This is a genomic window from uncultured Gilliamella sp. (assembly GCA_945271295.1).
Lineage (GTDB): Bacteria > Pseudomonadota > Gammaproteobacteria > Enterobacterales > Orbaceae > Gilliamella.
Genome location: CALYPG010000014.1, coordinates 46158 through 60679, shown reverse-complemented (window position 1 = coordinate 60679; position 14522 = coordinate 46158). Strand labels below are relative to the sequence as shown.

11 protein-coding genes and 1 pseudogene are annotated in these 14522 nt (G+C 34.7%); all 12 read left to right on the top strand.

Translation table 11 applies throughout. From position 1 onward, the window contains the following. Positions 1 to 90, top strand: a pseudogene (gene rpsU, locus Q0K76_RS08430) (30S ribosomal protein S21); the annotation flags it as partial. A gap of 111 nt (positions 91 to 201) precedes the next feature. Beyond that, positions 202 to 1983, top strand: a complete 1782-nt coding sequence (gene dnaG / locus Q0K76_RS08425) for a DNA primase (protein ID WP_294614268.1) — start codon at positions 202 to 204, stop codon at positions 1981 to 1983. An 83-nt stretch (positions 1984 to 2066) separates the two neighbouring features. Then, complete coding sequence (gene rpoD, locus Q0K76_RS08420; RefSeq protein WP_294614265.1) at positions 2067 to 3914, top strand: RNA polymerase sigma factor RpoD; 1848 nt, start codon at positions 2067 to 2069, stop codon at positions 3912 to 3914. Positions 3915 to 3979: 65 nt separating this feature from the next. After that, entirely contained in the window at positions 3980 to 4945 is a 966-nt protein-coding gene (locus Q0K76_RS08415; protein WP_294614262.1) for a bile acid:sodium symporter family protein, read from the top strand. Between the two features lie 81 nt (positions 4946 to 5026). Beyond that, a complete protein-coding gene (pitA, locus tag Q0K76_RS08410) occupies positions 5027 to 6541 on the top strand; it encodes an inorganic phosphate transporter PitA (RefSeq protein ID WP_294614259.1) in 1515 nt (504 codons plus the stop codon). A 66-nt stretch (positions 6542 to 6607) separates the two neighbouring features. Then, positions 6608 to 7060 carry a universal stress protein UspA gene (gene uspA / locus Q0K76_RS08405; protein WP_294614256.1) on the top strand — a complete coding sequence of 151 codons (453 nt, stop codon included), beginning with the start codon at positions 6608 to 6610 and terminating at the stop codon, positions 7058 to 7060. 181 nt (positions 7061 to 7241) lie between these two features. Further along, positions 7242 to 7997 carry an SDR family oxidoreductase gene (locus Q0K76_RS08400; protein WP_294614253.1) on the top strand — a complete coding sequence of 252 codons (756 nt, stop codon included), beginning with the start codon at positions 7242 to 7244 and terminating at the stop codon, positions 7995 to 7997. A gap of 157 nt (positions 7998 to 8154) precedes the next feature. Next, on the top strand, positions 8155 to 8484 hold the full coding sequence (locus Q0K76_RS08395; protein ID WP_294614250.1) for a hypothetical protein: 330 nt from the start codon (positions 8155 to 8157) through the stop codon (positions 8482 to 8484). A 368-nt stretch (positions 8485 to 8852) separates the two neighbouring features. Continuing rightward, entirely contained in the window at positions 8853 to 11309 is a 2457-nt protein-coding gene (gene thrA, locus Q0K76_RS08390; RefSeq protein ID WP_294614247.1) for a bifunctional aspartate kinase/homoserine dehydrogenase I, read from the top strand. Continuing rightward, positions 11310 to 12248: a homoserine kinase gene (gene thrB / locus Q0K76_RS08385; protein WP_294614244.1), complete on the top strand. Its 939-nt coding sequence runs from the start codon at positions 11310 to 11312 to the stop codon at positions 12246 to 12248. A 90-nt stretch (positions 12249 to 12338) separates the two neighbouring features. Next, the gene (gene thrC, locus Q0K76_RS08380; RefSeq protein ID WP_294614241.1) at positions 12339 to 13628 is read left to right on the top strand and encodes a threonine synthase; all 1290 of its coding nucleotides are present in this window, start codon (positions 12339 to 12341) and stop codon (positions 13626 to 13628) included. Between the two features lie 433 nt (positions 13629 to 14061). Continuing rightward, positions 14062 to 14514: a transcriptional regulator NrdR gene (gene nrdR, locus Q0K76_RS08375; protein WP_294614239.1), complete on the top strand. Its 453-nt coding sequence runs from the start codon at positions 14062 to 14064 to the stop codon at positions 14512 to 14514. The last annotated feature ends 8 nt before the right edge of the window (positions 14515 to 14522 follow it).

Genomic DNA, 14522 nt, shown 5'->3' with positions numbered 1-14522 from the left:
ACTATTCGTAAACGCGCAAAAGCAGCGGCAGTTAAACGTCATGCTAAAAAATTAGAAAGAGAAAACGCTCGTCGCACTCGTCTATACTAATATTTATACTAAAAAACAATTTATTATATTTTAGATAGAAAGAATTTTAACAAGCCGTCATCTATACGGCTTGTTGTCTTTGTGTAATATCAATCTTAGTGAATTTTTATCATGAAAGGTCTTATTCCTAACGATTTTATTCTAGATTTGATTGCTCGCACTAACATTCTTGATGTGATCAGCAAACGCGTTAAAATGAAGAAGAAAGGTAATAACTATTTTGGTTGTTGCCCTTTTCATGATGAAAAAACCGCCTCTTTTTCGCTCAACGAAAAAAAGCAAATCTATTATTGTTTTGGATGTGGTGCATCTGGCTCTGTTGTTAGTTTTTTAATGCAATATGAGCGTTTATCATTTCCAGAAGCAATTGAAGAATTAGCTAGTATGCAAGGGGTTCGTGTTCCTTATACAGCTGATAGTAACAATCAACACGATCAAGCAAAGCAGATTGAATCACGAAATGTTCGTCGCGATCTTTATACACTGATGGCAAAAGTGACTAATTTTTATCAGCAGCAGTTAGCTTTACCAACCTCAAAAGAGGCGAGAGAATATCTTGAGCAACGAGGTCTTAATGCTGAAATTGTCGCTAGATATAAAATCGGTTTTGCTCCTAATGAATGGCAATTAACTTTTCAACATGTTGTTAAAACCAAAGATGAAGCCATACTTTATGAGAAAGCGGGAATGTCGGTTAATAATGAAAGTGGTAATCACTATGATCGCTTTCGTGGACGAATTATGTTCCCCATTCGTGACAGACAAGGTAACGTCATTGCTTTTGGTGGACGAACTATCATCAATGATTCAGCAAAATATCTAAATTCACCAGAAACACCTATTTTCCATAAAGGCTTCCAATTATATGGACTTTATGAAGCTCAGGAAGTCAATCGTAATCCCAAACAATTGATAATTGTGGAAGGTTATATGGATGTGGTTTCGCTTGCTCAATATGGTATTGATTATGCCGTTGCGGCGTTAGGCACGGCAACATCAGAAGAGCATATTAAACTTTTGTTTAGGGCAACCGATTCAGTGATTTTTTGTTATGATGGTGATAACGCTGGACGCAGTGCTGCTTGGCGAGCACTTAATGTATTATTACCTTGTCTGATTGATGGTAAAGATATAACATTTGCTTTTTTACCACAAGATGAAGATCCTGATAGTTTAGTTCGCAAAATTGGCAAACAAGGCTTTGAAGATTATTTAAAATCAGCACCAAATTTATCTAAATTTTTATTTGATGAATTATTAAAACAAGTGGATTTAAAAACGGCTGAAGGTAAAGCCAAATTAAGTTCTCTCGCTTTGCCATTACTTGATCAAGTTAAAGCCAAAGCATTTAGATTAAACTTATTGCAACGCTTAGGGAATTATTTAGGATTACTTGATGTATCACAAATTGAACAGTTAATCTATTCAAGTCGTTACAAAAGTGACGAAAAAAAAGTAGAAAAAGCACCAGCATCAAATATGAAATTAACCACGATGCGTATTTTAATTGGTCTATTAATTCAATATCCCCAGCTGGCAAAACAGGTCACAGATCTCGAAACGATTCGCCAAGTAAAACTTGCGGGTATCGAAATTTTTATTGAACTACTTGAATTATGTCAACATTATCCTAATATAAATACAGCCCAATTACTAACTGAGTGTATCGATAGACCATTTTATAAACAGTTAAATCGTTTAGCAACATGGGAATATCATTATCAGGATGACGAAATAACCTTAATTTTTTGTCATACATTAAAAGAGTTATATGATAATATACTTGCCCAAAGGCAAGACGAATTAATCGCCAAAGAAAGAGTCTCGGGCTTAAGCTCCGCAGAAAAAAAAGAATTAGCGACATTAATACTTGTTTTATCAAAAAAAGACTAAATATACATAATATATCTATAATGATGTGTATTATTCTAGATATAAAACTTACATGACCGAATAACTAAAAGTGGATACCTTATATGGAGCAAAATTCTCAATCACAGCTAAAACTCCTAATCATACGAGGTAAGGAGTTAGGATACTTGACCTATGCTGATGTCAACGATCACTTGCCTGAAGAGATTATTGATTCAGATCAGATTGAAGATATTATCCAAATGATTAATGATATGGGGATTCAAGTGCTTGAAGAAGCCCCTGATTCTGATGAATTACTACTTTCAGATAATGTCCCTGATGAAGAAGCCGTTGAAGCAGCAACTGCATTAGTATTATCTAATGTTGAGTCAGAAATAGGTCGAACAACCGATCCGGTGCGCATGTATATGCGTGAAATGGGTGCGGTAGAGTTATTAACACGTGAAGGCGAAATTGATATTGCTAAGCGTATTGAAGATGGTATTAATCAGGTTCAGACTTCTGTATCAGAATATCCTGAAGCAATTACTTATCTGCTAGAACAGTATAATTTAATTGAAACAGGTGAAGTCCGTTTATCTGATTTGATCACTGGATTTGTTGATCCAAATGCTGAAGAATCAACTGAAGAACTGCCAGTAGATTTAGAAGATAGTGAAACTGAAACTGAAATTGAACTTGATGATAATGATGATGAAAACGAGGATGAAGATAGTGACGCCTCAGCTGATGATGATGTCTCAATCGATCCTGAAGTAGCAAGAGCTAAATTTGCTGAATTAAAAGAGCAACATGATAAAACATCTGCTGCCATCAAAAAATATGGGCGTGCCCATAAAAAAGCCCAGCAAGAAATAGTAAATTTATCTGAAATCTTTAAGCAATTTCGTTTAGTCGGTAAACAGTTTGATATTCTTGTTAATAATATGAGAAGCATGATGGATCGAGTAAGAGCACATGAACGTGTAATTATGAAGATCTGCGTCGAACAATGCAAAATGCCGAAAAAACAGTTTATGACTTATTTTACAGGTAATGAAAATAACATGAACTGGTATAATAAAGCCTTAACTGCTAAAGGTGCATTTGCTGCTAATTTAAAAGAATTTGAAGACCCGATAGTGGATCAGATTAATCTTTTACAACAAATTGAAACCGAAACAAGTCTATCTATTGAGCAAATTAAAGATATTAACAGACGTATGTCTATTGGTGAGGCAAAAGCACGTCGAGCCAAAAAAGAGATGGTTGAAGCTAACTTACGTCTGGTTATCTCAATTGCCAAAAAATATACTAACCGAGGATTACAGTTCTTAGATCTTATCCAAGAAGGTAATATTGGTTTAATGAAAGCGGTGGATAAATTCGAATATCGTCGAGGATATAAATTTTCAACATATGCTACCTGGTGGATTAGACAAGCAATTACACGTTCTATTGCTGATCAGGCTAGAACCATCCGTATTCCGGTACATATGATCGAAACAATTAATAAATTAAACCGTATTTCACGTCAGATGCTTCAGGAAATTGGTCGTGAACCAACACCAGAAGAATTATCTGAACGTATGCAAATGCCAGAAGATAAAATTCGTAAAGTATTGAAGATCGCTAAAGAGCCAATATCAATGGAAACCCCTGTTGGTGATGATGAAGATTCACATTTAGGTGATTTTATTGAAGATACGGCATTAGAACAACCGTTAGATGCAGCAACATCAGAAAGTTTACGTAGTGCGACACGTGATATCTTATCAGGTTTAACACCTCGTGAAGCGAAAGTGTTACGTATGCGATTTGGTATTGATATGAATACCGATCATACACTTGAAGAAGTTGGTAAGCAGTTTGATGTTACACGTGAACGTATTCGTCAGATTGAAGCCAAAGCATTACGCAAGTTGCGTCACCCAAGTCGATCTGATGTACTACGTAGTTTCTTAGAGTAAATCTGTATCCCTTAATTATATCGCCACATCTGTGGCGTTTTTTTTAACTTGTTACCTTGAACACTATGAACATTTTGCAGCGTTTTAAAATCGATACTTTTTTATTAATATTAATTGGTGTTGTTATTACCGCAAGTTTATTTCCATGTAAAGGTGAGACTAAAACTGTTTTTGAATACTTAACCACTTTTGCCATTGGTTTACTATTTTTTATGCATGGTGCCAAACTCTCTTTTCAAGCGATTATAATTGGCATAAAAAATTGGCGACTCCATTGTGTAATATTTATTACTACATTTGTTATTTTTCCTCTATTAGGTCTGGCAATGCAATTGCTAGTACCAAGATTTTTATCCCCAAATTTATACTTAGGATTTGTTTATCTTTGTGTTTTACCAGCAACAGTACAATCAGCTATTGCTTTTACCTCTATCGCTAAAGGTAATGTTGCAGCGGCAATTTGTAGTGCATCAGCATCAACTTTATTAGGTGTTTTTATTACCCCACTTTTGGTTGGACTCTTAATGCATACACAAACTGCCGGTTCAATGAATATTATCGATGCAATAACCTCTATTATGTTGAAATTAATGTTACCTTTTGTTATTGGACATCTATCACGGCGTTTTCTTGTTAAATGGATAGAAAAATACAAAAGTGTGATCGCAAAAACCGATCGAACATCAATTTTATTAGTCGTTTATGTCGCTTTTAGTGATGCGGTGGCTAATGGTATTTGGTCACAAATTAGTTTTTTATCTCTTTTGGAAATTATCTTGTTTTCAATTTTATTATTAACTATGGTATTAGTTATCACAACTTATGGTTCAAGACTTCTTGGTTTTAATAAAGAAGATGAAATTACGATAGTATTTTGTGGTTCTAAAAAAAGTCTGGCAAGCGGTATTCCAATGGCCAGTGTCATTTTTCCCATGTCCGTAATGGGGATAATGATTTTGCCTTTAATGATTTTTCATCAAATCCAATTAATGATTTGTGCTTTTTTAGCTGCCCGTTATGCCAAACGCTAAAAGAAAAAAATAAAAATTGTTTTGCTCATTATCCTATTCTCAAGGATAATAGTCCCGCTATTAACAACAGAAAGATATATTATGTTTCATCTATTTGCTGATTTAGAGTTTTCAACCATTGTATTATTAGCTTTAGCATTGCTTTTTGTGTTATTTTACGAAGCAATTAATGGCTTTCATGACACGGCTAATGCAGTAGCAACTGTTATTTATACTAGGGCATTGAAAGAACAACTTGCTGTTTTTATGGCGGGGATGTTTAATTTTTTTGGGGTGCTACTAGGTGGACTTAGTGTTGCTTACGCAATTGTTCATCTTTTACCAACCGATCTACTGCTTAATGTAAGTTCAATGCATGGACTTGCGATGGTCTTTTCAATCTTATTATCAGCTATTATTTGGAACTTAGGTACTTGGTATGTTGGCATTCCCGCATCTAGTTCACATACCTTAATCGGTTCAATTATTGGGGTTGCCCTTGCGAATGCATTTATTATGGATACCTCTATTATTGATGCACTCAATATTCCTAAGATGATTCAGATATTTTTATCTCTTATTATTTCCCCTGTTGTAGGATTAGTCATTGCTGGTTTAATGATATTTTTATTACGAAAATATTGGACGCGTAAAAGTCAAAGTAAAAAAAGTAGTAAGAAAAGAGAACGTATATTTATGACACCAGAACAGCGAGAAAAACTATATGGTAAGAAAAAACCCCCATTTTGGATACGTATAATGTTAATTATCTCAGCTGCTGGTGTTAGTTTTTCACATGGTGCCAATGATGGGCAAAAGGGTATTGGCCTGTTAATGCTAGTATTAATGGGGATTGCACCGGCTGGTTTTATTGTAAATATGAGTGCAACTACTTACGATATTACTAATACACGCAATGCAATTCATAATATTGAAGAGTATTTTACTACCCATAATGATGAACTTGATACTATTATCGGTAAACAGTCAGCAGTAGATACGACTGTCCCTGTAGGTGATTTAAATAAATACCATTGTGATTATTCACGTTCATTTACCACACTAGGAATCGCTAATTCATTGTTTAATAAAATCAATGATTATGACACACTAACTGTTGACCAACGTTTACAAACTAGACGTATTTTGCTTTGTCTATCAGATACGGTTTCTCATGTAGCTAAGCAAACTAAAGTTTCAACAGCAGATAAGCAATATCTAAAATCGTTAAATAATAATTTACTTAAAACAGTTGAGTATGCGCCTATTTGGATTATTGTTGCCGTTGCCTCTGCTCTGGCTATCGGAACAATGATAGGCTGGCGACGAGTGGCTATTACTATTGGTGAAAAAATTGGTAAAAAAGGTATGACATATGCACAAGGTGTTTGTGCACAAATTACTACCGCATTATCCATAGGTATCGCAAGTTATACTGGAATGCCGGTCTCGACAACTCAAGTTCTTTCTTCATCTGTTGCTGGGACGATGATTGTTGATGGTGGTGGAGTGCAAAGCAAAACCATAAAAAATATTGCATTGACCTGGATTTTAACACTTCCAATATCAATTTTGTTATCTGCGTCACTTTTTTGGCTTGCTCAAAAACTAATTTAGTAGTAAAAATAGGGTATTGATTTTAAACTTAACCAGGAAGTCTAAAAGAGGAAGGAGTAAAATATCATGGCTTATAAACATATATTAGTCGCAGTTGATTTATCACCTGAAAGTGAAGTTCTTGTCGAAAAAGCAGTTTCTATGGCAAGGCCATATAATGCGCAAATATCATTGATTCACGTTGGTATTAATTATTCCGATCTTTATACTGGTTTAGTTGATATTAATATGAATGATATGAAAGATAAAATTAGTGAAGATGCACATATCGCATTGAACAAACTTGCAAATGATGCAGGTTATCCAATTGCTCATACTCTTTCTGGAAACGGTGAGTTTGGACAAGTATTAATTGAAGCAATTCAAGAATATGGTGCTGATCTTGTAGTTTGTGGTCACCATCAAGATTTTTGGAGTAAATTAATGTCTTCAGCTCGCCAACTTATTAATAATACTCATATTGACACCTTAATTGTTCCGCTAAAAGATGAAGAACCAATCGAAGAAGTTGCCAAGTGAAATTTTAAACATCAACCCGCTTAACTAGCGGGTTTTTGTTAGATTCAATCGAAATCATTTGTAAAAATGTTTCAGGTTAAGTATATGTTTGAGTATATTTTTATGTTATCTTTTATCTACTTATCTAAAATATAATAAAAATATGCCTAAACTGTAATTTAACATTTCAAGGAGATTTATTATGAATACAGCTTTGGTTACAGGTGCTTCGTCAGGTTTTGGTCAAGCTATTTGTCGTAAATTAATCGCAGATGGTTATAAAGTCGTGGGTATTGCTCGACGAGCAGATAAATTACAGAAACTTGCCGAAGAATTAGCTCATAACTTTTTGCCATTGCCATTAGATGTGACAAAAAAAGATGCAGTGGAATCTATTTTGCAACAATTACCACAGAATTTTCAATTAATTGATATTTTAGTAAATAATGCTGGACTAGCACTTGGTTTAGAGCCAGCTTATGAGGCGGATTATAATGATTGGCAAACCATGATAGATACTAATATCATTGGACTTGTACATTTAACTCATCAAATTTTGCCTAAAATGGTTGAACGCAACACTGGTTATATTATTAATCTTGGTTCAGTTGCTGGCACATATGCTTACCAAGGTGGCAATGTTTATGGGGCATCTAAAGCATTTGTTAAACAGTTTAGTGCTAATTTACGCACAGATTTACTTGGTAAAAAAATAAGAGTAACCAACATTGAACCTGGATTATGTGGTGGTACCGAATTTTCGAATGTTCGGTTTCACGGTGATGACAAGAAGGCAGCTAAAGTCTATCAGGGAGTAGAATATATTACAGCTGAAGATATTGCCAATACGGTATCATGGCTGGTCAATACACCTGCACATTTTAATGTTAATTCTATTGAAATAATGCCAGTTGCTCAGGCTCAAGCTGGTCTTGCTGTATATAAAGGAACAATGTAACAACTTTAAATTCAGTATCTGCATGAAATAATAAATGCAGATACACTAATACAATTTGATAGCCAAAAAATTGTTTGTTGATAAACAAAATAGACTTGCACTTATGTTAATGGATTGCTATCCTTTTCTCTTATATATTTGATAGAGGTTTATTGCAATGACATTTTCTGAAGTAACGAAAACATTTGCGACAAGTTTGCCCGGTACTGATACTTACGTAAAATTACGTAGAGCAATGCAAACATTGATCCAAGAAGATCCCAAAAATGCGGCAGTGTATTTTTTGATCTTTGGATTTGCGCGTACTTATGTGATGTTATATGAAGATCAGGAAATATCGCCACAATTTGCCGAAGATAATCAAAAATTAATGTTGTCGTATTTAAATATCCTTGATGAAGCATTAAAAAAACAAAATGTTGAAAATATCTATCAAGCGTTAAATAAAGTAGTCAATGAGTACGAAAATAGTAAAAAGGTTTTTTAAAATTACAGCCTGACATGAAAATGTCGGGCTGTTTTGTTTTGAATTTTATTTGATAAATTATTTAGGAAAAAAAATGACAATGGTAACAAGTATTTTAGGCATTATTGGTACCTTAGGCACTATTATTAGAAATAGGGCGGGTTGATTTTTCCTAAAAAAATTAAAAGACCCGCCAAAAAAGGCGGGTTTTTATTTTGTAAGCAAAAGAAGTATTTAATATCAATAAAAGAGTAATAATAAATAACCAATTAATAGTGTCAGGGTTTGGTTCTATAAAAATTCGTTTAATACTTAACGACAAATTTTGTATTAGGTAATTTAAATAGTAATGGACGGAAAGAAATTAAAATAATAAATAAAGGTGTGATATGAAAGTTTTAAAATTTGGAGGAACATCTGTTGCTAACGCCGAACGTTTTTTGCGTGTTGCAGAGATTATTGAAAATAATGCTAAGCAAGAACAGACAGCCACGGTTTTATCTGCTCCAGCTAAAATAACCAATCATTTAGTTGCCATGGTTGAAAAAACCATTGCTGGGCAAGATATTCATAATAATATTTATGATGCTGAAAAAATTTTTGCAGATCTTTTAGAAGGACTATCAAAAGCACAACCTAATTTTGCTTATCAAGAAATGAAACGTTTTGCCTTAAATGAATTAAATCATGTTAAGCAATTACTTGAAGGTATTCGTTTATTAGGACAATGTCCCGATAGCATTAATGCCTCAATTATTTGTCGTGGTGAAAAACTATCGATTGCAATTATGCAAGAACTACTTAAAGCAAAAGGTCATGTAGTTACCGTCATCAATCCAATGGTTATGCTATTAGCACAGGGTGATTATTTAGAATCAACTGTGGATATTGCCGAATCTACATGTCGCATTAAACAAATGCAAATACCTCAAGAAGATATTATTTTAATGCCTGGTTTTACAGCTGGTAATGAAAAAGGTGAATTGGTCGTCCTTGGACGTAATGGATCTGACTATTCAGCATCCGTGTTAGCAGCTTGTTTACGTGCCAATTGTTGTGAAATTTGGACTGATGTTGATGGAGTTTATACTTGTGATCCGCGCATTGTACCTGATGCTAAACTCCTTAAAACTATGTCTTATCAAGAAGCGATGGAACTATCTTATTTTGGTGCCAAAGTTCTTCATCCACGTACTATTTTACCAATTGCGCAATTCCAAATTCCTTGCTTAATCAAAAATACTAATAATCCTGATGCTCCAGGAACATTAATTGGCGCCAATGTGATTGACTCAACCACACCAGTTAAAGGTATAACTAATTTAAATAACATGGCCATGATTAATGTGTCTGGTCCTGGCTTGAAAGGTATGGTTGGCATGTCAGCACGGGTATTTTCAGCTATGTCTTATGCAGGCATTTCAGTGGTACTTATTACCCAATCATCTTCTGAATACAGTATAAGTTTTTGTGTGCCTCAAGCTGAACTAAATCGAGCGCAAGAAGCCTTAAGTGATGAATTTTATCTAGAGCTAAAAGATGGATTACTAGAACCAATAGAAATGATTGAAAAGCTTGCCATAATTTCTGTTGTCGGTGACGGTATGCGTACATTGCGTGGCTTATCAGCAAACTTCTTTACAGCACTTGCCAGGGCCAACATTAATATAGTTGCCATAGCCCAAGGATCTTCTGAACGTTCAATTTCTGTTGTTGTGGATAATGATGTTGCGGTAATGGGTGTTCGTGTTGCTCACCAAATGCTATTTGGGACAGATAAAATGTTAGATGTTTTTGTTATTGGAGTAGGTGGTGTTGGTGGCGCACTGATTGACCAAATAGGGCGCCAACAAAAATGGCTTAAAAACAAACAAATTGATTTACATGTTTGTGGTCTATTTAATTCTAAACACAGCGTTATTAATCGGGATGGTATTGATTTATCTAATTGGCGTGAGCAAATCAAACATAGTCAAACACCTTATTCATTAGATGCAATTATTGAGTTTGCTAAAAATAATCGACTCCTCAATCCAATCTTAGTAGATTGTACATCAAGTAGTGAAATTTCTGATAAATATGCTGACTTTTTAGCTAATGGCTTTCATGTAGTTACACCAAATAAGAAAGCCAATACCAGTTCTATGGCATATTATTTACGTTTGCGTCAAGAAGCAGCAAAAAATAAGCGTAAGTTCCAATATGATACTAATGTTGGCGCTGGATTACCAGTTATTGAAAACCTACAAAATTTACTTAATGCAGGTGATGAACTAATCAAATTCTCTGGCATTTTATCGGGATCTCTCTCTTTTATTTTTGGTAAACTAGACGAAGGTATGTCACTTTCTCAAGCAACTAAGCTAGCGAAAGAAAACGGTTTCACCGAACCCGATCCGCGTGATGATCTATCAGGAACAGATGTTGCCAGAAAGTTATTAATTTTAGCGCGTGAAGCCGGATTACAGTTAGAACTCGATCAGATCGAAGTGGAATCTGTTTTACCAGCACAATATGCACAAGGTAGTATTGATGAGTTTATGGCTAAATTGCCACAATTGGATAGTGAGTTTAAGGCCAAGTCAGAGCAAGCTGCAAAAGAAGGTAAAGTTTTACGTTATGTTGGCAGTATTGAAAACAACCAATGTAGTGTAAAAATTGTTGCAGTTGATAGTGAAGATCCGCTTTATAAAGTTAAAAATGGTGAAAATGCCTTAGCATTTTATACTCGTTACTATCATCCGATTCCTCTGGTGTTGCGTGGTTATGGTGCAGGTAATGATGTAACAGCAGCAGGTGTGTTTGCTGATATTTTACGTACCACATCAGGTAAATTCGGAGGTTAAATGAGTCATAAATCCTTAACTGTTTATGCACCTGCATCAATGGCTAATATCAGTGTTGGTTTTGATATTTTAGGTGCGGCTATTCATCCAATTAGTGGGGAGAGGCTTGGAGACTGTATCACCATTGAATCGTCTAAAGATTTTAATCTTATTAGTAAAGGTCAATTTGTTAAAAAACTACCTCGTGATCCTAAATACAATATTGTTTATCAATGTTGGCAACGTTTTTGCCAAGAAGTAGGTAAATTATTACCCGTTAATATAACACTCGAAAAAAATATGCCAATTGGTTCTGGATTAGGTTCCAGTGCTTGTTCCGTGGTTGGCGCGTTTGTAGCCTTAAATGAGTTTTTTAATAAACCATTTAATCAGTTTCAAATGCTTTCTATGATGGGTGAGCTTGAAGGACGGATTTCTGGCAGTGTTCATTATGATAATGTCGCACCTTGTTACTTAGGTGGAATGCAATTAATACTTGATGAAATGGGTATAATTAGTGAATCAATACCTCATTTCGAAGATTGGTATTGGGTAATGGCTTATCCAGGAATTAAAGTTTCAACTGCGGAAGCACGTGCTATTTTACCTGCGCAATATCAAAAAGCAGATTGTGTTGCACATGGTCGATATGTGGGTGGTTTTCTTCATGCTTGTTATACCAAACAACCAAAATTGGCAGCAACTATGCTGTGCGATAATATTGCAGAACCTTATCGTAAACAATTATTACCTAATTTTGATGAAACCCAAAAAAGAGTTAAGCAACTTGGTGCGTTAGCCTCGGGTATTTCTGGATCTGGCCCGACAATGTTTGTGATTGCAGACAAACTAGAAACAGCACGACAAATTGAAGCACTGCTCAAAAGTTATTATTTACAAAATGAGGATGGTTTTACTCATATTTGTAAAATAGATACCCAAGGCGCAAGAGTTATTTGAGTTTAATTTGATATATGAGAATGTTGGATTAATTCCAACTTTTAATAACAACTGTAAGCAGTTTAGACCTAAAGATTATTGGAATATATTATGAAATTGTACAATTTGAAAGATCATTCAGAGCAGGTTAATTTTGCACAAGCCGTGCAACAGGGACTTGGTAAAAACCAAGGTCTGTTTTTCCCACAAGATTTACCTAAATTTACTGCCGATGAAATACAATCGCTACTAAAACTCGATTTTATAACCAGAAGTGCCAAAATCTTATCGGCGTTCATTGGTAATGAAATCAGTGCAGAAGATATGCATAGGCTGGTGCAAAATGCGTTTCAATTTCCAGCGCCAGTAAAATCAATAACGGCGGATATTGGTTCATTAGAATTGTTTCATGGTCCAACTCTTGCGTTTAAAGATTTTGGTGGAAGATTTATGGCGCAAGCTTTAGTGCAAGTTGCGGTGGATAAAAAAATCACGATTCTTACAGCTACATCCGGTGACACTGGTGCTGCTGTTGCGCATGCATTTTATCATTTACCTAATATACGTGTGGTAATTTTATATCCTGAAGGCAAAATTAGTCCGTTACAAGAAAAGTTATTTTGTACACTGGGCGATAATATTCACACTATTGCCATTCAAAGTGACTTTGACGCCTGCCAAGCACTGGTTAAAAAAGCTTTTGATGATGAGGAGTTAAAAACAAGCATAGGTTTAAATTCGGCAAATTCGATTAATGTTAGTCGTTTGCTGGCGCAAATATGTTATTACTTTGAAGCTTTTGCACAGTTGACACCTAAACAGCGTGAACAATTAGTTATTTCAGTTCCTAGTGGCAATTTTGGTGATCTCACAGCTGGCTTACTGGCTAAAACCATGGGTTTACCTATTAAACGCTTTATTGCCGCAACCAACGCTAACGATACCGTTCCACGTTACTTAGAAACAGGTAAATGGGAACCTCATGCAACTGTGGCAACTTTATCAAACGCAATGGATGTAAGCCAGCCTAATAACTGGCCTCGTATTGAAGAAATCTACAAACGCGAAGGTTGGGTATTGAAATCATTGGGACATGCATCTGTTTCTGATGAGGTGTCAATACAATCTGTCCGTGAGCTTGATCAGTTAGGTTATCTCTCTGAACCTCATGGTGCGATCGCATATCGCGCTTTACGTGATCAGCTACAAGATGGTGAGTATGGTCTATTTTTAGGAACAGCACATCCGGCAAAATTTAAAGAAGTTGTTGAAAATATTTTAGGTAAATCCATTTCACTACCAACAGCACTGGCAGAAAGAAAAGATATGACACTGCTTTCCCATTATATGCCTGATGACTTCGCCAAATTGCGCAATTTCTTAATTAATTTAGATTGGTAGTCATATATTTTCGTCGTCAATTTTGGCGACGAAATATTTAAATTAATGAGCTCTAAATAAATTTAAATTATCTAATTTATCTGTTACTTTTCCTATATCAACAAAAATCTTCCGCTGGCTAGGTGTTGTTCCGTCTTATCAAAATTGCGTTTGGCATAAAAATCAACTAAAAAATTTTCTGCTTTTTGTACATATTGGGGAACTTTTTGGGGCAACAGTAATAATGTGCTTAATAATATAAATTTTTTAAGCAACCTTTAAATTCCTTTTAAAATTGTGCAATAGATGATTAATATGTTTTTTTATATAATTATATTAACAATGCTGTTACAAATAGATGAAAATAAAATAAATATTGCTTGAAGTAAAATCTTGTTTAAATCAATAATTTCGGCTATTGTAATGTAAATTATTTCATTATAAGGATATTCTTATGCACTGTCCATTTTGTAATGCTGATGATACTAAAGTCACTGATTCTCGTCTTGTTGCCGAGGGTTTTCAAGTTCGTCGTAGACGGCAATGTGTTGAATGTAATGAACGCTTCACCACGTTTGAAGTCGCTGAATTAATTATGCCAAATGTGATTAAAAGCAATAAAGTACGAGAACCATTTAATGAAGATAAATTACGAAATGGGATTAAGCGTGCATTAGAAAAACGTCCTGTAGGTTTAGATGCTATTGAAGATGCAATTACGCATATAAAAACAAAAATTAGAGCAACCGGTGAACGCGAAGTACCTACTAAATTAATTGGTGATTATGTCATTGAAGAGCTTAAAAATTTAGATAAAGTAGCCTATATTCGTTTTGCTTCGGTGTATTTTAGTTTTGACGATATTGAACAATTTAGTAATGAAATTGCTAAGTTACAACAAAAATAATTGCCTAT